The organism is Streptomyces sp. NPDC014894 (genome assembly GCF_043080985.1).
GTDB lineage: Bacteria > Actinomycetota > Actinomycetes > Streptomycetales > Streptomycetaceae > Streptomyces.
In genome coordinates this window covers 83287-104765 of sequence record NZ_JBIBWD010000007.1, presented here as the reverse complement: position 1 = coordinate 104765, position 21479 = coordinate 83287, and the positions used below count along the sequence as shown (strand labels likewise).

Annotated in this window: 15 protein-coding genes; 4 read left to right on the top strand and 11 right to left on the bottom strand. The window is 69.8% G+C overall.

The window, feature by feature from the left end; all coding sequences use genetic code 11:
• Window positions 1-96 precede the first annotated feature (96 nt).
• Complete coding sequence (locus tag ACF089_RS18310; protein ID WP_392027467.1) at window positions 97-714, top strand: GNAT family N-acetyltransferase; 618 nt, start codon at window positions 97-99, stop codon at window positions 712-714.
• A 90-nt stretch (window positions 715-804) separates the two neighbouring features.
• On the opposite strand, the gene trxA is transcribed toward ACF089_RS18310, so the two are convergent.
• The 7 genes from trxA to ACF089_RS18275 all read right to left on the bottom strand — a co-directional run bounded on the left by trxA (window position 805) and on the right by ACF089_RS18275 (window position 10559).
• On the bottom strand, window positions 805-1140 hold the full coding sequence (gene trxA, locus ACF089_RS18305) for a thioredoxin (protein WP_392027464.1): 336 nt from the start codon (window positions 1138-1140) through the stop codon (window positions 805-807).
• Between the two features lie 51 nt (window positions 1141-1191).
• A complete protein-coding gene (gene trxB, locus ACF089_RS18300; RefSeq protein ID WP_392027461.1) occupies window positions 1192-2166 on the bottom strand; it encodes a thioredoxin-disulfide reductase in 975 nt (324 codons plus the stop codon).
• 126 nt (window positions 2167-2292) lie between these two features.
• The gene (locus ACF089_RS18295) at window positions 2293-3186 is read right to left on the bottom strand and encodes an anti-sigma factor family protein (RefSeq protein ID WP_392027459.1); all 894 of its coding nucleotides are present in this window, start codon (window positions 3184-3186) and stop codon (window positions 2293-2295) included.
• A complete protein-coding gene (gene sigM, locus ACF089_RS18290) occupies window positions 3183-3884 on the bottom strand; it encodes an RNA polymerase sigma factor SigM (RefSeq protein WP_392027456.1) in 702 nt (233 codons plus the stop codon). Before sigM ends, ACF089_RS18295 begins: the two co-directional genes overlap by 4 nt.
• A 25-nt stretch (window positions 3885-3909) precedes the next feature.
• On the bottom strand, window positions 3910-5622 hold the full coding sequence (locus tag ACF089_RS18285) for a protein kinase family protein (RefSeq protein ID WP_392027453.1): 1713 nt from the start codon (window positions 5620-5622) through the stop codon (window positions 3910-3912).
• Window positions 5623-5738: 116 nt separating this feature from the next.
• A complete protein-coding gene (gene murJ / locus ACF089_RS18280; RefSeq protein ID WP_392027450.1) occupies window positions 5739-8108 on the bottom strand; it encodes a murein biosynthesis integral membrane protein MurJ in 2370 nt (789 codons plus the stop codon).
• Window positions 8109-8153: 45 nt separating this feature from the next.
• Window positions 8154-10559, bottom strand: a complete 2406-nt coding sequence (locus tag ACF089_RS18275; protein WP_392027448.1) for a DUF6049 family protein — start codon at window positions 10557-10559, stop codon at window positions 8154-8156.
• Window positions 10560-10785: 226 nt separating this feature from the next.
• On the opposite strand from ACF089_RS18275, the gene ACF089_RS18270 reads away from it, so the two are divergent.
• Window positions 10786-12234 (top strand): CCA tRNA nucleotidyltransferase, encoded by a 1449-nt coding sequence (locus ACF089_RS18270; RefSeq protein ID WP_392027446.1) that lies wholly within the window; start codon window positions 10786-10788, stop codon window positions 12232-12234.
• Between the two features lie 96 nt (window positions 12235-12330).
• Here ACF089_RS18270 and ACF089_RS18265 read toward each other — a convergent pair whose 3' ends face one another.
• The 3 genes from ACF089_RS18265 to ACF089_RS18255 form a co-directional block, all read right to left on the bottom strand.
• A complete protein-coding gene (locus ACF089_RS18265) occupies window positions 12331-13599 on the bottom strand; it encodes an MFS transporter (protein ID WP_392027444.1) in 1269 nt (422 codons plus the stop codon).
• A 103-nt stretch (window positions 13600-13702) separates the two neighbouring features.
• Window positions 13703-14785 (bottom strand): inositol-3-phosphate synthase, encoded by a 1083-nt coding sequence (locus ACF089_RS18260; protein ID WP_392027441.1) that lies wholly within the window; start codon window positions 14783-14785, stop codon window positions 13703-13705.
• 51 nt (window positions 14786-14836) lie between these two features.
• Window positions 14837-15556, bottom strand: coding sequence for a helix-turn-helix transcriptional regulator (locus ACF089_RS18255; protein ID WP_392027439.1), 720 nt, complete (start codon window positions 15554-15556; stop codon window positions 14837-14839).
• A 359-nt stretch (window positions 15557-15915) separates the two neighbouring features.
• Here ACF089_RS18255 and ACF089_RS18250 point away from each other — a divergent pair, with 359 nt between their 5' ends.
• Window positions 15916-18762 carry a transglycosylase domain-containing protein gene (locus ACF089_RS18250; protein ID WP_392027436.1) on the top strand — a complete coding sequence of 949 codons (2847 nt, stop codon included), beginning with the start codon at window positions 15916-15918 and terminating at the stop codon, window positions 18760-18762.
• 146 nt (window positions 18763-18908) lie between these two features.
• Window positions 18909-20423 carry a glycosyltransferase family 87 protein gene (locus tag ACF089_RS18245; protein ID WP_392027433.1) on the top strand — a complete coding sequence of 505 codons (1515 nt, stop codon included), beginning with the start codon at window positions 18909-18911 and terminating at the stop codon, window positions 20421-20423.
• A gap of 3 nt (window positions 20424-20426) precedes the next feature.
• Here the strand turns inward: ACF089_RS18245 and ACF089_RS18240 are convergent, their stop codons facing one another.
• Window positions 20427-21458, bottom strand: a complete 1032-nt coding sequence (locus tag ACF089_RS18240; protein WP_392027430.1) for an alanine racemase — start codon at window positions 21456-21458, stop codon at window positions 20427-20429.
• Window positions 21459-21479 lie beyond the last annotated feature (21 nt).

Genomic DNA, 21479 nt, shown 5'->3' with positions numbered 1-21479 from the left:
ATCGATACGATCGTTTCGGTGTGACGCGTCCACCGTGAGCGGCACGCGTCGGCGGCGTCCGGACGCGGCCCGGGAAGGAAGCGAGGAACTGCCTTCATGGGGCGTCGGCTTGTACCCCTCACGCTGGACAACCTCTCAGAGCTGCCCAGGCGCTGTCGGTCCTGTGTCTTCTGGGAACTCGATCCGGTCAGCGGGGACGCGGCGGTGAAGGCCGGGCGTGCGGAGCAGGAGAAGGAGGCGTGGATCTCGGCCGTGCTGCTGGAGTGGGGATCCTGCGGCCGGGTGGTCCGGGTCGACGAGGTTCCGGTCGGCTTCGTTCTCTACGCCCCGCCCGCCTATGTGCCGCGCTCCCTCGCCTTTCCCACCAGCCCGGTGTCGGTGGACGCCGTGCAGCTGATGACGGCCTGGATCAATCCGGCCTATCAGGGTCAGGGGCTCGGCAGGGTCATGGTCCAGACGGTCGCGAAGGATCTGCTGCGACGAGGGTTCCGCGCGATCGAGGTCTTCGGGGACGCGCGCTGGAAGCAGCCCGCCTGTGTATTGCCGGCGGATCATCTGCTCGCCGTCGGATTCAAGACCGTGCGCCCGCATCCCGGCTTCCCCCGGCTGAGGCTGGAGCTGCGGACCGCGCTCTCCTGGAAAGAGGATGTGGAGATGGCGCTGGACCGTCTGCTGGGAGCCGTTCAGAAGGACCCGGCGCTCAGACCGCTCTGACGCCGGACAGCGGAAGGGGCCCATCCCCGGGAGGATGGGCCCCTTCGATGTTTCACGTGAAACATCGGCTGCCGCTGAGCGGCGGTGCGATCAGCTGCCGGAGATGAACGGGTCCAGGTCGCGCACGATCGCGGCCTTCGGCTTGGCGCCGACGATCGTCTTGGCGACCTCGCCGTTCTGGTAGACGTTCAGCGTCGGGATCGACATGACGCCGTACTTGGCGGCGGTGGCCGGGTTCTCGTCGATGTTCAGCTTGACGATCTCGATCTTGTCGCCGTGCTCGGCCGCGATGGCCTCCAGCGACGGGGCGATCTGGCGGCAGGGACCGCACCACGCGGCCCAGAAGTCCACCAGTACGGGCTTGTCGCTCTTGAGGACATCCTCTTCGAAGCTGTCGTCAGTCACGTTCTTCAGCGGGCCGGCCACGGCGGCCTCCTTACGTCTTGGGGGGAGCGGGGAAAGGGGGGAACTCAAGGATCAGACCGCGGGGGTCTTCTCCGGCTCGGCGATCTTCTCGCTGTCGGCGAGCGCGGCGAGGAAGCGCTCGGCGTCCAGTGCGGCGGAGCATCCGGTGCCAGCGGCGGTGATGGCCTGACGGTAGGTGTGGTCGACCACATCGCCCGCGGCGAAGACACCGGTCAGGTTGGTGCGCGTCGACGGCGCCTCGACCTTCAGATAGCCCTCGTCGTCCAGGTCCAGCTGGCCCTTGAACAGCTCCGTCCGGGGGTCGTGCCCGACGGCGATGAACAGACCGGTGGCCGCCAGCTCGGAGGTCTCACCCGTCTTGGTGTTCCGCAGCGTCAGGGCGGACAGCTTCTGGTCGCCGTGGATCTCGGCGACCTCGCTGTCCCAGGCGAAGGAGATCTTCGGGTCGGCGAAGGCCCGGTCCTGCATGGCCTTCGAGGCGCGCAGGGTGTCACGGCGGTGCACGATGGTGACCGACTTGGCGAACCGGGAGAGGAAGGTCGCTTCCTCCATCGCGGTGTCACCGCCGCCGATCACGGCGATGTCCTGGTCCTTGAAGAAGAACCCGTCGCAGGTCGCGCACCAGGAGACGCCACGGCCGGAGAGCGCGTCCTCATTGGGCAGACCGAGCTTGCGGTGCTGCGAGCCGGTCGTGACGATGACGGCCTTGGCCCGGTGGACGGTGCCCGCCGTGTCCGTCACCGTCTTGATGTCGCCCGTGAGGTCGACCGAGACGATGTCGTCCGGGATCAGCTCCGCACCGAAGCGCTCGGCCTGGGCGCGCATGTTGTCCATGAGGTCCGGACCCATGATGCCGTCGCGGAAGCCGGGGAAGTTCTCCACATCGGTCGTGTTCATCAGGGCACCGCCGGCGGTGACGGCTCCCTCGAACACCAGCGGCTGCAGTGATGCGCGCGCGGTGTAGAGCGCCGCCGTGTAGCCGGCCGGCCCGGAGCCGATGATGATCACGTTACGGACGTCGCTCACGGGTTGATTCCTCGTCTCTGAAGACTGCGCTGCTGTCTACTGGGCCGAGTCAATGACTCTCACCCCACCCAACGGATCCTAAGGGGCTCGCATTCCCGCGAGCGCAGCACAGCGCGGTGGAACGTCTCAGCGACGGGAGTAGTCGTCCTTGAGGAGCAGTTTCCCGGTGGACGAGGGGGCGGAATCAGCGCACTCCGCGTCGACCACATAGACCTGGACCCGCAGGTCGTCCGCCGGGTTCGGGAAGACCACCAGATAGGCGTTCGCGCCGTTGTACGAGCCGTACTCGACCGCGATCGGGGTGTCGGTCCGGCCGGTGCCCCGCTGGACACAGGGCGGCGCCGTCGGCGCGCTCTTCATCCGGGAGGTCGGGGCCTCGTTCTCGGTGCCGAAGGTCCTGGCGCCCTCGGCCTTCTCCCCGTACCGGGCGGAGTCCGCGGTGAGGAGGGACCTGACCCGCTCGTCCAGGCCGGGGTCGGCGTAGTCCGAGGGGGCGCTCGCCGCCTGCGCGCCCTGGTCCCGCATGGCGCTCTTGTCGGCGTTGTCGCTGTTCAGCGTCTGGAGGAACAGCGCGCTCACCCAGAGGGCCGCCACTGTGAAGGCGGCGCCCAGCACCGCGACGGCGCGGCGGGACCGGCGCTTCCGTCCGGGGCCGGTCGCCCCTCGGGCCTGTCCCGCGGGGCGGGCGGACGAGCCGCTGGGCTCGCGCTGCTGGACGATGGGCGTTGTTTCACGTGAAACATGCGCGGTGTCGTCGGGTGCGGTCGAGTCCAGCAGCGCCTCGGCCGCCAGAGCCGCATCGATGCGTTCGGCGATGTCCACCGGCATCCGGGTGTTCCCGGGGAGCGTTCCGAGCAGTCCCCGGATCTCCTCCAGGGAGGTCCGGACATCGGCGCAGAGCGCGCAGGCGTCGAGGTGCCGCTCCACATCGGCGCTCCGGGAGGGCGGCAGCAGCCCTTCGGCGAGATCGGAGATCTCCGAGACGTCCGGGTGCTGAGTCATGTCGGCCGTGGATGTCATGCGCGCCCACCTCCGCCCTTCGCACCGGCAGGGTCATTCGGCCCCGCGTCCCTTTGTCCCGATGCCGGTGGGACGGAATCCCCCGGCGTCCGGTTCCTTCCCCCGTCGGATCGGCTCCTATCCCCGGGGTCACCGCGCAGATGGGTGAGCATAGGCAACAATCGGGCCCGCCCGCGCGCGCAGCGGCTCTTGACGGTCCCGGTCGGCACCTCCAGGATCCGGGCGGCCTCCGCGACCGGATAGCCCTGCATGTCCACCAGGATCAGCGCGGCGCGCTGGTCGGGGGGAAGCTTGGCCAGCGCGGCCAGCAGCTCGCGATTGAGGTCCTGGCGCTCGGCCGGCGCCTCGGCCGACTCATGGGGCTCCAGGAGCCGCTCCAGGCGTTCGGTGTCGTCGACGGGCTGGGTTCTGCGCGAGGCGGCCTTGCGGGCCCGGTCGAGACAGGCGTTCACGGTGATCCGGTGCAGCCAGGTGGTGACGGCGGACTGTCCGCGGAAGGTGTGGGCGGCCCGGAAGGCGGAGACCAGCGCGTCCTGGACCGCGTCCGCGGCCTCCTCGCGGTCGCCCAGAGTGCGCAGGGCGACGGCCCAGAGCCGGTCGCGGTGGCGCCGGACCAGCTCGCCGAAGGCGTGGGGGTCCCCCGCCACATGGCGGCCCAGCAGATCATGGTCGCTGGTGTCGCGGCGCGTTTCGTCCAACGGTGAGCCCCCTCCCCTGCTGCCGTCAGCTGGTGATCTTGATCTCCGCGACCTGGCCCTGGAATTTGCCGGGACTCGACGGCGGGAGATCCGTCAGCCAGACCAGAACGTACCGCGACCGCACCGGCTTGCCGGGCTTGAGAGCGACATTCGTCCCGGATCCTTCGGCGACCTTGTCGAATCCGGCCGAGGTCGTCGGCCGGGACAGGGCGGACTCGGGCGCCGTGCGCAGCTCCACGGAGGTGGTTCCGCCCATGAAGGTCACGTCGACCTTGCCGACCTGCTGGACCTTGCCGAGGTCGAGGATGATGCCGAGACCGTCCTTGAGCCGGCCGAAGTCCGGGCTGGCGTACCAGTTGGTGCTCCAGGACGTGCCGGGGTCGCCGTCGTAGCTGTTCACTATCTCGGCGGGCTTCTCCGAGGGGGGCTGGCCCAGCGGGTCGAAGTCGACGGCGCCGACGATGGCGACCGGCTTGCCGGATCCGGCCGCCGTGTCCTTGCCGGCGTTCTTCTTGTCGTCCACCTGGGAGGTGCCGGGGTCGTCCACGCGGTCCCGGCCCCGCTGGATCAGTTCGTTGGCGACCTGCCAGCTGCCGAGCCCGAGAGCGGCGATCAGCAGGGCCGCCACTCCCCACTTCAGCACCTTGCCGGCACGGGTCTCCAGCGGCGCGGGAGGGGCGGGGACCGGCTGGGTGGCCGCGAGGCCGGGCCGGATCGCCGAGCGGCCGTAGCTGCCCTGCTGGTAGGTCGTCCGCTGGTAGTCGGGCGGCGCGGCGAAGGTGGGCTCCGGCGGGCGGATGCGCGGCATCGCGGCGATCGCCTTGGCCAGCTCGTCCGGAGTGGTGCAGGGCGGCTCCTGCCGGGAGGCGGTGGCGCCGTCGTTGACCAGGGCGCGCATGGCCAGCTCGGCGAGGCCCCGGTGGACTCCCGCGCGCACCTGGTCCGGCGGGAGGAGCCCGACGCCCTTGGGCAGCCCCGAGAGGCCGTGGGCGTCGTTCTCGTAGGGCCAGCGCTGGGTCAGGGCGGCGTACAGCAGCGCGCCGACCGCTTCGGTGTCGGTGCGCTGAGGGCGCTCGGCGGTGATGCCGCGCAGCGCGGCGTTCACGGCGAGTCCGCGGATCCGGTACTGGCCGGTGGAGGTCCGCAGGACGGCGCCGGGGGTGAGCCTGAGATGGGCGAGGCCCTCGCGGTGCGCCGCGGCCATGGCCTGCGCGAGCTGGTCGACGAGCTGGTACGCCGCGTGCGGCTCCATGGGGCCCATGGAGAGCAGGGTGGTCAGCTCGGTGGCGTCCGGCAGCCACTCGTGGACGACGTAGACGAGATCGTTCTCCTCGACGGCGTCGAGGACCTGGACGAAGCGGGGGTCTCCCAGCAGGGCTGCGGAGCGGGCCGCGGCGAGCACGGAACGCGCCCGCGCGTGGTCGGCGGGGAGCAGATGCACTCCGACAGCGCGGCGCAGCTTCTCGTCCACCGCCCGCCAGCTGCTGAAACCGTCCAGACGGGTGATGCACTCCTCGAGGCGGTAGCGCCTGGCGAGCTTGTGCCCGCTGTGCAGCTCGGGCGTGGCGATGGAGGACTCGGCGCTCTTGCGCTCGCCGCCCTTGTCCGGCGTGGGCTTCCCCGCCGCGTCCTGAGATTGAGCCGCCCCGTCGGTCGTGGCCTTGTCCGCCTGCGCGGCCAGCGGTTCGTCTCCGCTGTTGTCGGCCACGTCGACGGCAGCCGTGCTACGTTCCGCCACCGTCGTTCCTGCCTCCCCATCCGTTGCGCATAACCAACAGCCGAACCAATTGTGCCCACAGTCCGCTGCTATGCACGACACACAGCGGCGGACGATGGTTGTGCGGTTTTCGGGGGCTAGCGGCCGAGGCGGCCGCGCACCATGCCGACGATGGAGTTCAGCTCCGCGATGCGCATCCGCTTCGCGGCGACGAAGAAGACGCCCAGGAGCACGATTCCGCCGCCCAGGAGGGCGGTGAGGGACCCGAGGGCTCCGCTGCCCAGCAGGTTCATGATGGCGTACGCGGCCGCGCCGCCGAGCGCCGCGGCGGGGACGGCGGCGATGCACAGGCGGGCGTAGGTGCGCATGATGTGGGAGCCGTCCAGATCGCCGTCCAGCCGCTTCTTCAGCCTGCGCCAGGCGACGCCCACGCCGACCATGTACGCGAGACCGTATCCGGCGGCCATGCCGACGACCGCCCAGCGGGCGGGCAGCAGCATGAAGCTGGCGACGGCGGTCGCCGCGTTGACCACGGCGACGATGACGGTGTTGTAGAACGGCGTCCGGGTGTCCTCGTAGGCGTAGAAGCCCCGGAGCACCACGTACTGCACGGAGTACGGGATCAGGCCCAGGCCGAAGGCCATAAGAGTGAATCCGATGCCCCGCGCGCCCTCTCCCGAGCTGGCGTAGAGCAGGGTCGCCATGGGGAGGCCCAGCGCGAGGAAGGCGAAGGCGCAGGGCACGATCGCCACGGCCGAGGTGCGGAGCCCGTACGAGATGTCGTCGCGGACCGCGGCGGGGTCCCCGTCGTGGGCGGCGCGGGAGATCCTCGGGAGCACGGCGGTCATCACCGAGACCGTGATGATGGCCTGGGGCATCTGCCAGAGCAGCAGCGCGTAGTTGTACGCGGTGATGCCCGCGCCCTGGACGCCGTCCTTGGCGGCCTCCGAGCCGGCCCAGGTGGCGAACTGGGTGACCACGATCATGCCGAGCTGGTTGGCGAGCACGAAGAAGAAGGTCCACTTCGCGAGCCCCACGGCCTTGCCCAGGCCCTGGCCCTTCCAGTCGAACCGCAGCCGGATCTTGAAGCCCGCGTCCCGCAGATACGGGAGCATGGCCAGCGCCTGGACGACCAGGCCGAGCAGGGTGCCGATGGCGAGCAGCCGCACGCCCTCCGGTGTGATGGTGGACTCGGTGACCTCGGACTCGGTGAAGCCGCCGAAGGCCCAGATGAAGGCGGCGAAGGTCGCGATGGTGACGATGTTGCTGAGGACCGGGGTCCACATCATCGCGCCGAACCGGCCGCGGGCGTTGAGGATCTGCCCGAGCACCACATGGACGCCCATGAAGAACAGCGTCGGGATGCAGTAGCGGGCGAAGGTGACGGCCACCTCCATCTTCTGCGGGTCGGAGGCGATCGGGTCCGACAGCATCCGGATGAGCAGCGGGGCGGCCAGCACACAGACGGCGGTGACGCCGCCGAGCACCACGATGACGAGGGTCAGCAGACGGTTGGCGTATCCCTCGCCGCCGTCGTCGTCGTTCTTCATGGCCCGGACGAGCTGGGGGATGAAGACCGCGTTGAGGGCGCCGCCGCCGGCCAGCACGTAGATCATCGTGGGCAGGACATTGGCGACCTGGTAGGAGTCGTTCAGGGTGCCGACGCCGATGGCCGCGGCCATCACCAGGGTCCGCAGGAAGCCCGTGATCCGGGAGACGATCGTGCCCGCCGCCATGACGGCGCTGGACTTCAGCACGCTGGAGGCCTTGCCGCCGGAGCTCTTGGGCGGCGGCGGGGGCGCGGGAGCGGGCTCCGTGACCGGGGCGGGGGCGGTCTGCACCGCGCTCTGCTGGTCCCGGAAGAGATGGGCGAAGGCGTCCGGCCCCTGCTCCTGGCCCCGCTCCGGCTCGCCGGCCCGGGTGACCAGGTCGTCGACGCCGGTGTACTGGGTGGTCCTGGCGTCGTCGCCGTACGGCAGATGCCGGGAGGGGCCCTCGGGCTCGGGGGGCGGGGTCTGCGCCCAGACCCGGGGGTCGGGGGCGTACTGCGACGCGGGCGGCTGCTGGTACAGCGGCGGCGGCTGCTCGTAGGTGCCGGGGGGCGGCGGCGGGTGCGAGGCGCGGTCGTAGAGCGCCTCCGCCACCGGGTCCTGCGCGGACAGATCCTGCGCCCGGTACGGATCCGGGGCGTAGGCGTCCTGGAGGTAGGGATCCTGCGGGTAGTGAGCCTCGGTGTGCGGGGCGTGCGGGTCGTTCGGGTTCTGGGGGTACGCCTCCTGCGGATGGCCGCTCTGCGGATACGCGCCGTGCGCCTGCGCATCCTGGTGGTAGCCGTCCTGGGGGTACGCGTCGTGGGTCCGCGGATCCTGCGGGTACGGGTTCTGGGCGTACGGATCCTGGGCGTACGCCTCCTGCGCGGCGGGATCGGGGGCAGGCTGCTGCGGAACCTGGCCCGCGGGATCCGTGCCCGCGCCCTGACCGCGGTCACCGTCGTACGGCGCGTTCATTGCTACCCCACCTCATCGTCCCGGGCCGGCCGGCCACGACATCGCTCAACGGTCCACTTTCTCACCCGGGCCCGATGGGTTGCCGCTTTCCGGTCCGGTGTCCGGCTTCGGGTCACTCGCCTGCCCGTGATCCGGGCCGTCGGCGTCCTCCGGGGAGGCCTCCGCCGCCGGCGGGCCGTCCTCGCCGTTCTCGCCCGATTCGCCGTCCGCGCCGTCCGCGTCGGTCTCGCCGGAGTCGCCGTCTTCGGGAGCGGAGTCCTTCGCCGCCTGCTCCTGGGCCGCGGCGCGCTTGCGCTGGGTGTACATCCGCACACCCGCCAGGACGAGCAGCAGCACGCCTCCCGCGATCACGAGCATCACGGTCGGGGTGATCTCGGAGACCTTGACCGTGAACTGCATCTCGGGCCCGTAGGGCTCGTTGTCCTCGGTGTAGAGCTGGGCCGTCATCCGCACCTGGCCGTTGACATGCGCCAGAGCGTCGAACTTCACGGACTGGCTGTGACCGCCCTTGACCTTGATCGGCTGCTCCGCCATGCCCTTGTCGTCGAGGCTGAGGCGGGAGGCGTTGTCCGAGCTGAGCCGCAGAACCAGATGGTCGACGTCCTGCACCAGCCGGTTCTGCACGGTGATCGGGATGGTGGCGCTCTGGCCCGAGAGGGTGATCTGCGACTTCTTGATCAGCTGCACTTCTCCGGTGAGGACCTGGAGGTTCTCCCGGACGCTGGAGCGATACTGCTGGGCCTCGGCGCGGTGCCCGCGCCACGAGGTGGACATCTCCCGGTCGATGGCCCGGCCGAAGGGCGTCTCCACCCGGTCCATCTGGGTCAGGATGACCGTGAACTTGTCGAGCGCTTCCTGGGTCCTCTGGATGTCCTGGAACGCCTGGACCGGCAGCTCCTGCCGGCGGAGCCGGTCCGGATACTCCGCGGCCGACGGCACCCGGGTGGTCGCGCCGGCGTCCGGCTCGAACGCGGCGGCGTCGATCAGATCCATCGGCTGGGTCCAGTGCTGGGTCTTGAGACCGCTCAGCGCACGGGCCATCGACTGCGCCTGGGACACGGTCGGCATCCGCTGCGGGGCGACGACCAGGCTCCGCTGCTCATCGGTGTTCTGGAGCGTGACCGCCAGCGTCTGCGCGAGGAACTTCTGAATCGCGAGAGTCGAGGCGCCGCTGTTCAGCATGGAGCCCTGGAAGGCCTTGGAGAGCCGGGAGTCGGCGACCACGGCCGTCGTCCCGCCGCCGATCGGGCGGGCCGCGCTGGCCGTGTAGTTCAGATCGTCCCGCAGGCTGTCGCTCCGGGCGATCACCTTGTCCGCGCCCGCCGAGGTGGCCACGTCCACGATCGAGGAGTCGATCGCGCCCTCCACGGGCCAGGCGAAGTCCGTGGACGGCTTCTCGTGAATGATCGTTTCCACGGTCGACTCGGCGACCTCGGTGGCCTGCTGAAGATGGCCGAGCGAGCCGGGGACGTTCTTCCCCCGGTGCGCCAGGGAGGCCAGGTCGGGATCGGCGAACGGCAGCGCGATCACCTTGCGGCCCTTGACCGCCGACTGCAGATCGCTCAGCCACCGCATGGCGACGTCCTGGTTCTTGCCCGCGACCGTGTCGTCGCCCCGCTTCACCTCGTACGCGCCCGTCATGGCGTTCACGGTGGACAGCAGGTCGGGGTCGATCACCCAGGTGACGGGCAGATCGCGCCCGAGGGAGACCATCTGCCCCAGCCTGCCCTCCGGAGCCAGCTCGGCCGCGAGCGACTCGTCCTCCAGCACGGGGCTCTGCTCTTTGTCCGAGCGGGTCTCCGAGGTGAGGTGCGTCGAGGAGATCAACGGCCAGAGATAGGTGAGACGGGTCTTCTCCGGCTTCTCCAGAGCCTCGGGCTGCCAGGGGAGGAAGGTCCGCTCGATGCCCAGCACATCCCCGTACCGCGCCCCCGGGGTCCGGCCCGAGAGGGAGACCCCGAGCTGATAGACGCCGTCCTCGCCGAGATTCAGCTCGGAGACCGGGACGGTGAGCGAGAAGTCCCGGCTGATGCCGGGGGCGAGCTTGGGCAGCTTCACGGTGAACTCGTCGCCGACGGGCGCGCCGTCGGCGGCGGAGCTGTAGCCGGTCCGCTCGGCGGCCCGGTCGATGCCGGTCCTGCCGATGAGCCGCGGACCGACCCGCAGATCGACCTCCGCGTCGGCGACCGGCTGCCGGCTCTTGTTGACCACCGTGCCCGAGACCGTGAGCTTGTCGCCCTTCACCGGGGCGGACGGGGCGACTGTGTTCAGCGACACATCCACCGTGTGCGAGCCCGAGGGGGCCTTGGGGGCGGCCTGGGCCGAAGCGGCGGCCGGACCGCCGAGCAGCCCGGCCAGCAGCGGCAGGCCGACGATCACGGAGGCTGTACCGCGCAGCCGCCGGCGGGCAGGAGAGGGGGGCGTCTCCTGGAAATCTGCCGCCTCGGCCACGCGCACGTCCGTCCCTCGTCGTCTGATGCCGTTGGTCGCTGTCGCATATTGCGTCCACGCATGGTAACGAGGTGCGGCGCGCCGAAGTGCCGCGGACCGCCCCACAAGATCGCGGACGGCCCCGGGGTGCTCACCGGCGCGCGGGGCGGGGCGGGCCGCCGGGCGGTCGCGGGGCTGCCGATAAAGAGGGACACCGCGGCCTGTGGGCCACGTACCCTCTTCTGTTGTGCCGAACGCCAATGAAGACAGCCCCACCGCACTGAGCCAGGTGCAACGCCGCGCGGTCATGGAACTACTCCGTGTAGCACCCGTGGCCGATGATCTCGCGCGCCGATTCCAGGAGGCGGGGTTCAGCCTCGCCCTGGTCGGCGGATCGGTGCGAGACGCCCTCCTCGGCCGGCTCGGCAATGATCTGGACTTCACCACGGATGCCCGCCCCGAGGACGTTTTGAAGATCATCCGCCCATGGTCGGATTCGGTGTGGGACGTCGGTATCGCCTTCGGCACGGTCGGCGCCCAGAAGAGCGGCTACCAGATCGAGGTCACCACCTACCGCTCGGAGGCGTACGACAGGACCTCGCGCAAGCCCGAGGTCTCCTACGGCGACTCCATCGAGGAGGATCTCGTCCGCCGTGACTTCACGGTGAACGCGATGGCCGTGGCCCTGCCGGAGAAGGAGTTCATCGATCCGCACCAGGGCCTGGAGGATCTCGCCGCCCGGGTGCTGCGGACGCCCGGCACCCCGGAGGAGTCCTTCTCCGACGACCCGCTGCGCATGATGCGGGCCGCCCGGTTCGCCGCCCAGCTGGACTTCGAGGTGGCGCCCGACGTGGTCGCGGCCCTGAAGGACATGGCCGACCGGATCGAGATCGTCTCCGCCGAACGGGTGCGGGAGGAGCTGAACAAGCTGATCCTCTCCGCGCACCCCCGCAAGGGTCTGGCGCTGCTGGTCGACTCCGGCCTCGCCGCCCAGGTGATGCCGGAGCTGCCCGCGCTGCGGCTGGAGAGCGATGAGCACCACCGGCACAAGGATGTGTACGAGCACTCCCTGACCGTGCTGGAGCAGGCCATCGATCTGGAGGAGGACGGCCCGGACCTGGTGCTGCGGCTGGCCGCGCTCCTCCATGACATCGGCAAGCCGAGGACACGGCGCTTCGAGAGCGACGGACGGGTCTCCTTCCACCACCACGAGGTGGTGGGCGCGAAGATGACCAAGAAGCGCATGATCGAGCTGAAGTACTCCAACGAGCTGGTCAAGGACGTCTCACGGCTGGTGGAGCTGCATCTGCGGTTCCACGGCTACGGGACCGGCGAGTGGACCGACTCGGCCGTGCGCCGCTATGTACGGGACGCCGGCCCGCTGCTGACCCGGCTCCACAAGCTGACCCGCTCGGACTGCACCACCCGCAACAAGCGCAAGGCGAGCGCGCTCTCCCGGGCCTACGACGGGCTGGAGGAGCGGATCGCCCAGCTGAAGGACCAGGAGGAGCTGGACGCCATCCGGCCCGATCTGGACGGCAACCAGATCCAGGAGATCCTCGGCGTCCGGCCCGGCCCGGTGGTCGGCCAGGCGTACGCCTTCCTGCTGGAGCTGCGTCTGGAGAAGGGCCCCCTGGAGCAGGACGCGGCGATCGCGGCGCTCAAGGAATGGTGGGCCGCTCAGAGCGCGGAGTGATCCGCCGGCGGGAGACGCCGCGATGTTTCACGTGAAACATCGCGAGAGAAACGGCATGAGGGGCGATGTTTCACGTGAAACATCGCCCCTCGTCCGTCAGCGCACTCCGTCGGTCCGCCGCCATCGGGCCATGGTGACGGCGATCCCCGCGTAGATCAGCGCCACCGCCACGACCAGCTGCGCCGAGCGCCCGTCGGGAGGCAGGATCAGCGCCGCCACCCCGGCCGCCCCGACGAAGGCCACATTGAAGAGCACGTCATAGAGGGAGAAGATCCGCCCCCGGTAGTCGTCGTCCACCGAGGTCTGGACGACCGTGTCGGTGGTGATCTTCGATCCTTGGGTGATGAACCCCAGGACGAAGGCGGCGATCAGCATCGGCCCGGGCGCGAACGGCAGCCCCAGGGCCGGTTCCAGAATCGCCGCCGATCCCGCGCAGACCACCAGCCAGCCATAGCGGCCGAACCGGCCGATGGCCCAGGGAGTCACCACGGCCGCCGCGAAGAATCCGGCCCCGGAGACCGCGACGGCCAGCCCGAGCAGCGCGAGCCCGTCCTGCTCCCGCTCGTACCAGGCGTAGCGGCAGAGCATCAGGACCATCACCAGCAGGGCCCCGTAGTTGAAGCGCATCAGGGTCATCGCGACCAGGACCCGGGCCGCCGCCGGCCGTTCGGCCAGATGCCTCAGCCCGCCCGCCATACCGCGCACGGTGGAGGCGACGGCGGCGGTCAGCCGGGGCTGTGCCGTCTGCGTGTCGGGCCCGAGCAGCCGGCGGTCCATTCTGAGCGAGGCCAGCGCCGAGCACAGATAGAGCGCGGCGCCGAGCAGAACGACCGCGGCGTCGGAGTCCTCCGACACCAGCCGCACCACGAAGGCCAGCCCGCCGCCCGCGGTGGCGGCCAGGGTGCCGGCCGTCGGCGAGAGGGAGTTGGCCATGACGAGCCGCTCCTGGTCGACGACCCGGGGCAGCGCGGCCGACAGACCCGCCAGGACGAAGCGGTTGACCGCGGTGACGGAGAGGGCCGAGGCGTAGAAGAGCCAGTCGGGAACGGAGGCGATGATCAGCAGCGCGGTGCCGATCGCGAGGACGGCGCGCAGCAGATTCCCGTAGAGGAAGACCTGCCGGCGCTGCCAGCGGTCCAGCAGCACTCCGGCGAAGGGGCCGACCACGGAGTACGGGAGCAGCAGGACGGCCATGGCGGAGGCGATGGCTGCGGGAGAGGTCTGCTTCTCCGGGGAGAACACCACATAGGTGGCGAGTGCGACCTGATAGACGCCATCGGCCGATTGGGAGAGGAGCCGGACCGCCAGCAGTCGGCGGAAGTCGGTCAGGCGCAGGAGTACGCGAAGATCACCTACGACGGGCATGCGGTCAAGCGTCACATACGCGGAGGGTCCCCGGGTGAACAACCCGGGGACCCTCCGCGGCCGATCGACCGAACGCCGGGAGGCCCGGCGCCGTCGAGAGGCTTTAGCGCTCGACCTCGCCCTTGATGAACTTCTCGACCTGGTCGCGAGCCTCGTCGTCGAAGTACTGGACCGGCGGGGACTTCATGAAGTACGACGACGCCGAGAGGATCGGGCCGCCGACGCCGCGGTCCTTGGCGATCTTCGCCGCGCGGACGGCGTCGATGATGACGCCCGCGGAGTTCGGGGAGTCCCAGACCTCGAGCTTGTACTCCAGGTTCAGCGGGACATCGCCGAAGGCGCGGCCCTCGAGGCGGACGTACGCCCACTTGCGGTCGTCCAGCCACGCCACGTAGTCCGACGGACCGATGTGGACGTTCTTCTCGCCCATGTCACGGTCGGGGATCTGCGAGGTGACGGCCTGCGTCTTGGAGATCTTCTTGGACTCCAGCCGGTCCCGCTCCAGCATGTTCTTGAAGTCCATGTTGCCGCCGACGTTCAGCTGCATCGTGCGGTCCAGGACGACGCCCCGGTCCTCGAAGAGCTTCGCCATCACACGGTGCGTGATCGTGGCGCCGACCTGAGACTTGATGTCGTCGCCGACGATCGGGACGCCCGCCTCGGTGAACTTGTCCGCCCACTCCTTGGTGCCGGCGATGAAGACCGGCAGAGCGTTGACGAAGGCGACCTTGGCGTCGATGGCGCACTGCGCGTAGAACTTCGCGGCGTCCTCGGAACCGACCGGCAGGTAGCAGACCAGAACGTCCACCTGCTTGTCCTTGAGGATCTGGACGATGTCGACCGGAGCCTCAGGAGACTCCTCAATGGTCTCGCGGTAGTACTTGCCCAGACCGTCGAGGGTGTGACCGCGCTGCACGGTGACACCGGCGTTCGGCACATCGCAGATCTTGATGGTGTTGTTCTCGCTGGCGCCGATGGCGTCCGAGAGGTCGAGCCCGACCTTCTTGGCGTCGACGTCGAAGGCGGCCACGAACTCGACGTCACGGACGTGATAGTCGCCGAACTGGACGTGCATCAGACCCGGCACCTTGCCGTCCGGGTCGGCGTCCTTGTAGTACTCGACGCCCTGCACCAGCGAGGCGGCGCAGTTGCCCACGCCGACGATGGCTACGCGAACCGAACCCATTCCGGTTGCTCCCTGTGTGATCTCGGATGAAACCCTGCGGACCGCGGGGCTTCAGTTTGCTGGGCCGTCGGACGGATCCGGCGGGGCGGCGGGCCCGGGGGCAGTGCCCCCGGCGGTCCCGGCGCCCCTGTGCCGGGGCAGGCCGCCCGACGGCCCAGATGTGCTGTCCTGCTGCTGAGCGGAGCCGTCGGTGGCGGAGTGTCGCTGATCCCGCCCCGCCCGCTCGCTCTCGATGAGCTCGTTCAGCCAGCGCACTTCGCGCTCCACGGATTCCATGCCGTGCCGCTGAAGCTCAAGGGTGTAGTCGTCGAGGCGCTCCCGGGTGCGGGCCAGGGAGGCGCGCATCTTCTCCAGACGCTCCTCCAGCCGGCTGCGCCGGCCTTCCAGCACCCGCATCCGTACCTCGCGCTCCGTCTGTCCGAAGAAGGCGAACCGAGCCGCGAAGTGCTCGTCCTCCCAGCTGTCCGGACCGGTGTGCGAGAGCAACTCCTCGAAGTGTTCTTTTCCCTCAGCCGTCAACCGGTAGACGATCTTGGCTCGGCGCCCTGCGAGCGATGCCGCGAGGGCGTCCTCGGGAGCGTTGCCCGGTTCCTCGATCAACCAGCCGTTGGCGACCAGCGTCTTGAGGCAGGGGTAGAGGGTCCCGTAACTGAAGGCCCGGAAGATTCCCAGCGAGGTATTGAGCCGTTTCCGCAGCTCATACCCGTGCATCGGGGCTTCGCGGAGCAGTCCGAGCACGGCGAACTCAAGGATGCCGGAGCGTCTGCTCACCGTCGCCCTCCTTCGCCGTCTCAGCCGCTTATGTCGTGCTGATGTATCGACTCGATACATCAGCACGATAGGCCCGTGTTCCTGCTGCGACAAGGGGGGCCATGGTGAACGGCGTCACATCGTCGATTCACGGTGAGTAACTTGCCTGATTTGGGGTGAACTTCTGACCTGGGAGAGTTTCGAGCCTGCGTAGTCTGTGCGGATGCAGACCGCCGGGAACCCCAGGACGCCAGAGAGCGTCACGGTCGTGGACATAGCGCGGACGCGGCCCCTCACGGGCCCGGCCGCGACCACGGCGGGGAGACTGGACCACACCTGCCGCTTCCAGGCGTCTCGCCTGCCCGAGGAGTAGTCGTTCGATGAGCGAGCACCGTCGCAAACCGCCGCAGCCGCAAGGTGGCGGGCGTGCGGCTGCCAGACGCGCCGCCCAGCAGCCCTCCGGCCGCCGCGCAGCCCAGCCCAGAGAGACCGGCACGGGGCATGGTTCCGTGTCACACAGTGAGGATCGGCCCTACAGCGGCCGGGCGGAGGCCCGCCGCGCCGCCCAGCGCGGCGGCCGCCGCAGAGTCGACGCGGGCGCGGGCGCCGGCGCCGGTCATGGCGGCCGCGGCGGCGGCCGTCGCGGTGGCGGCGGTGGCGGCGGCGGCCACGAGGGGCGGGGCGGGCGCCCCGGCAAGAAGCGCCTGATCGACTATCCGCGCCACGACAAATACGGCTGGCGTCGCTGGATGCCGTCGTGGAAGCTCGTCACCGGAATCTGCCTGGGCTTCCTGGGCAGTCTGATGACCGCCGCCACCATCGCCTACGCGATGGTCGGGGTGCCCGACCCCGACAAGACGGCGGAGGCCGAGAACAACGTCTACTACTGGGACGACGGCACCCAGATGGCCGCCACCGGCGGTGAGATCAACCGGCAGAACATCGGGCTCAGCCAGATCCCCAAGGACATGCAGAACGCCGTGATCTCGGCGGAGAACAAGACCTTCTGGGACGACTCGGGCATCGACCCGAGGGGCATCAGCCGGGCCCTGCTGAACATGGCCAAGGGCCAGGAGACCCAGGGCGGCTCCACCATCACCCAGCAGTATGTGAAGAACGCCCGCCTCGGCGACCAGTCGCAGACCCTGAGCCGCAAATTCAAAGAGCTGTTCATCTCCATCAAGATCGACAGCAATGTGAAGAAGCGCGATATCATGGCCGGCTATCTGAACACCTCGTACTACGGGCGCGGCGCGTACGGCATACAGGCCGCCTCCCGTACGTACTACGGCAAGGACGCGCAGAAGCTGAACGCCAGCGAGTGCGCCGTTCTCGCCTCGCTGCTGAAGGGCGCCACCTGGTACGACCCGGCCGGCGCGACCGATCTGAACCCGGCCGCGACCAAGGAGAAGAACGGGAAGCGGGCGGAGGACCGCTGGCGCTGGATCCTCGACGAGATGGTCAAGGACGGGCATCTGGACGCCGCGAAGCGGGACGCGTTCGTCGCGGACGGGTTCCCCATGCCCGATCCGGTGCGCAAGGGCGCGAAGCTCGGCGGGCAGATCGGCTATCTGGTCGACCTGGCCAAGGCGAACTTCCTCGCCAAGAACACCCGCGGCATAGACGCCACCGAACTCGCCCAGGGCGGGCACGAGATCCACACGACCTTCAACAAGGAGAAGGTCAGGAAGCTCGAGGCGGCGGTCACCAAGGTCCGCAAGGAGAACATCGACCCCAAGAAGCGGCCGAAGAAGGACACCCACGTCCAGTTCGGCGGCGCCTCGGTGGAGCCCGCGACCGGCAAGATCGTCGCGATCTACGGCGGTGAGGACGCGACCAAGCACTTCACCAACAACGCCAACACCACCGGCGCCCAGGTCGGGTCGACCTTCAAGCCGTACGTCCTGGCCGCGGCCATGCGCGACGGCGTCCGCGACCCGCGGCTCGGCAGCGAGCAGTCGATGGAGCAGCGGACCCAGATCAACCCCGACAAGACCGTGTACAACGGCAAGAACAAGCTCAGGATCAAGAAGTACAACGGTGAGATCTGGCGCAACGAGAAGGGCGAGGAGCTCTTCCAGGTCAATGACGGTGACAAGTCGTACACCGACATCAACCTGCGGGAGTCCATGATCGTCTCGGCCAACTCACCCTTTGTGCAGCTGGGCATGGACGTCGGCATCCCCGAGGTCCGCCGGGCGGCCGAGGACGCGGGCCTGCTCCCCGAGTCGCTCGACAAGTCGAACGTGCCGTCGTTCTCGATCGGCATCTCCACCCCGAGCGCCATCCGCATGGCCAGCTCGTACGGAACGTTCGCCGCCGAGGGGGAGCGCCGGGAGCCGTACTCGGTGAAGTACGTCAAGAAGAGCGGCAAGACGATCTTCCAGCACAAGGACGAGCCCGTCGGCGCGTTCACCGCGAACATCGCGAACAATGTGACCGATGTGCTCAGGGACGTCGTCGAGGACAAGAAGGGCACCGGCCGCAACGCGCGGCTCCCGGGCCGCCAGGTCGCCGGCAAGACCGGCACGACCGACGGGAACAAGTCGGCCTGGTTCGTCGGCTACACCCCCCAGCTGTCCACGGCCATCGACATGTACCGGCTGGACGACAACGAGAAGAACGCCAACCGGGGCTTCCTCAAGATGTTCGGCACGGGCGGCCAGGAGAAGATCCACGGCTCCTCGTTCCCGTCCGAGATCTGGCAGCTGTACATGTCGGACGCGCTCAAGGGCGAACCGGTGAAGAAGTTCCCGAAGGCGGAGCCCATCGGCAGCGAATTCTGGGGCGGCGGAGCCAGCAGCCCCGCCCCGACGCCCTCCTTCACGCCGTCGCAGACTCCGTCCCAGACCCCGTCCCAGACGCCGTCGCAGACTCCGTCCCAGACCCCGTCGAAGACGCCGTCGCAGACTCCGTCCCAGACCCCGTCCCAGACGTGCAATCCCTGGCAGGACTGGGACTGCGGCGAGGACGGCGGAAGCGAGGGAGGACAGCCGGGCGGCGCCGCGAACGAGGGCGGCTCGGGCGAGAACGGCAACGGCGGCAACGCCGGGAACGAAGGCGGCGCCGGGGAGAACGGCAACGCCGGGAACCAGGGCGGCGCCGGGGAGAACGGCAACGCGGGCAACCAGGGCGGCGCCGGGGAGAACGGCAACGGCGGCAACGCCGGGAACCAGGGCGCCGCCGACGCCGGCGGAGGTCTCCTGGCGGGATCCGACGGGGATTAGCGCCCCCGCCCGCCCCACCCGGCTCCGGCCGGGAATCGAGGGCCGCCGGATCCGGCGGACCCGGTCTGTGCTCGACCGGCAGATCGCGCGCACCGGATCCGGCGGCCCTCGTGGCGTCCTCCCGTCCGTACGGCAGGATGAGCACCATGCCCAGGCCAGAAGAGACGAGCGTGTACCAGGACCGGCCGGATGTACGGCCCACCCGGCGGGACTCCGTCGCGGCGGCCGGCAGCGAGCTGATCGGCGGACCGGCCGGCCGCTGGGCCCTGCGCGGCCCGAGCGGCTATCTCACGCCCGTACGCGTCGTGGTGCTGGTCGCCCTCGGCACGTTCGCGCTGGGCATGGTCCAGAAGCTGCCCTGCTACAACTGGGCCTGGTTCCGCGGCGCGAACTCGCAGTACACCCACGCCTGCTACTCCGACATCCCGCACCTCTACATCGGGCGCGGCTTCTCGGAGGGGCTCATCCCGTACTTCGACCGGCTCCCCGGCGATATGAGCTACCTCGAGTACCCCGTGCTCACCGGGCTGTTCATGCAGGTGGCGTCCTGGCTCGACCTGTCCGGCGGCTCGATCCAGGAGCAGCAGCAGACGTACTGGATGATCAACTCGGGCATGCTGATGATCTGCGCGGCGGTCGTCGCCGTCTGCGTCACCCGCACCCACCGCCACCGCCCCTGGGACGCGCTCCTGGTGGCCCTCGCCCCCGCCTTCGCGCTCACCGCCACCATCAACTGGGACCTGCTGGCCGTGGCGCTCACCGCCGCCGCGATGCTGATGTGGTCCCGGGGCAGGGCGGTCGCCTTCGGCGTCCTCATCGGTCTGGCGACCGCCGCCAAGCTCTATCCGGCCCTCCTGCTCGCCCCGCTCCTCCTGCTCTGCTGGCGGGCCGGGAAGTGGCGCGAGTTCGCCACGGCCTCCTTCGCCGCGGCGAGCACCTGGCTGGTCGTGAATCTGCCGGTGATGATCGGGGCCCCGGAGGGCTGGCGGAAGTTCTACACCTTCAGCCAGGAGCGCCAGGTCGACTTCGGATCCCTGTGGCTGATCATCAAGCAGCGCACGGGCGCGGCGATCGAGCCGGAGGCGGCGAACAACTACGCCATGCTGCTGATGGTGCTGATCTTCGTGGGCATGGCGGCCCTCACGCTGTACGCCCCGCGGCGGCCACGCTTCGCCCAGCTGGCGTTTCTGATCGTCGCCGCGTTCATCCTCACCAACAAGGTCTACTCGCCGCAGTACGTCCTGTGGCTCGTGCCGCTCGCGGCGCTGGCCCGCCCCCGCTGGCGCGACTTCCTGATCTGGCAGGCCTGCGAGGTCATGTACTTCCTCGGGATCTGGCTGTACCTCGCGTACACCACCGGGGAGAAGCACCAGGGGCTGCCGGCCGAGGGCTACCACGTGGCGGTCGCCCTGCATCTGCTGGGCACGCTGTACCTGTGCGCGGTGGTGGTGCGCGACATCCTCAGGCCGGACCGGGACGGCGTACGTCAGGACGGCTCGGACGATCCGTCGGGCGGAGTGCTCGACGGGGCCGACGACGTCTTCGTGCTGACACGGACGGACGACTCGCCGGAGCTCCCGGCCGATGTGCCCAGGACCGACTGGGGCGCCCCGCCCCGGGAATCCGCCGAAGAGCGTTCCCGGGACGCCGCCGAGCGCTAGCGCCTAGCGCTCGACCAGCCGGTCGAACTGGGTCGTGGTGTGGCGCAGATGCGCCACCAGCTCGTCGCCGACCCTCGGCTCCTGCGCGTCCGAGGGCACGAACAGGATCGAGACCTGCATGTGCGGCGGCTCGGCGAACCAGCGCTGCTTGCCCGCCCACACGAACGGCGAGAGATTGCGGTTGACGGTCGCCAGCCCGGCGCGGGCGACGCCCTTGGCGCGCGGCATCACGCCGTGCAGCGCCTTGGGGGCCTCCAGGCCCACCCCGTGCGAGGTGCCGCCGGCGACGACGACCAGCCAGCCGTCGGAGGCGGCCTTCTGCTGGCGGTAGCCGAAGCGGTCCCCCTTGGAGACCCGGGTCACATCGAGCACGGCCCCGCGGTACTCGGTGGCGTCGTGGTCGCCGAGCCACAGCCGGGTGCCGATACGGGCGCGGAAGCGGGTCTGCGGGAACTGCTGCTGGAGCCGCGCCTGCTCCTCGGCGCGCAGATGGCTGACGAACATGGTGTGCAGCGGCAGCCGGGCGGCCCGCAGCCGGTCCATCCAGCCGATGACCTCCTCGACCGCGTCGGAGCCGTCCGTGCGGTCCAGCGGCAGATGGATCGCGAAGCCCTCCAGCCGCACATCGTCGATCGCGCCCGTCAGCTGGGCCAGATCCTGCTCGGAGACCCCGTGCCGCTTCATCGAGCTCATGCACTCGATGACGACCCGCGCGCCCACCAGGGCGTGCACCCCATCCACGGAGGAGACGGAGCGGACCACCCGGTCCGGCAGCGGCACCGGCTCCTCGCCCCGGCGGAAGGGCGTCAGGACGAGCAGATCGCCGCTGAACCAGTCCTTGATCCGGGCGGCTTCGTAGGTGGTCCCCACGGCCAGCATGTCCGAGCCGAAGCGGGAGGCCTCTTCCGAGAGCCGCTCGTGGCCGAAGCCGTAACCGTTGCCCTTGCAGACCGGCACCACGCCGGGGAAGGAATCGATCACAGACTTCTGGTGCGCCCGCCAGCGCGTGGTGTCGACGTACAGGGAGAGCGCCATGGCCGGCCCGGGACCTTTCTG

Excerpts from the sequence above, each read along its gene's own strand:
- ACF089_RS18310 (WP_392027467.1), top strand. The coding sequence starts at position 97 with ATGGGGCGTCGGCTTGTACCCCTCACGCTGGACAACCTCTCAGAGCTG.
- ACF089_RS18295 (WP_392027459.1), bottom strand. The coding sequence starts at position 3,186 with ATGACATCCACGGCCGACATGACTCAGCACCCGGACGTCTCGGAGATC.
- murJ (WP_392027450.1), bottom strand. The coding sequence starts at position 8,108 with ATGAACGCGCCGTACGACGGTGACCGCGGTCAGGGCGCGGGCACGGAT.
- ACF089_RS18265 (WP_392027444.1), bottom strand. The coding sequence starts at position 13,599 with ATGCCCGTCGTAGGTGATCTTCGCGTACTCCTGCGCCTGACCGACTTC.
- ACF089_RS18260 (WP_392027441.1), bottom strand. The coding sequence starts at position 14,785 with ATGGGTTCGGTTCGCGTAGCCATCGTCGGCGTGGGCAACTGCGCCGCC.
- ACF089_RS18250 (WP_392027436.1), top strand. The coding sequence starts at position 15,916 with ATGAGCGAGCACCGTCGCAAACCGCCGCAGCCGCAAGGTGGCGGGCGT.
- ACF089_RS18245 (WP_392027433.1), top strand. The coding sequence starts at position 18,909 with ATGCCCAGGCCAGAAGAGACGAGCGTGTACCAGGACCGGCCGGATGTA.
- ACF089_RS18240 (WP_392027430.1), bottom strand. The coding sequence starts at position 21,458 with ATGGCGCTCTCCCTGTACGTCGACACCACGCGCTGGCGGGCGCACCAG.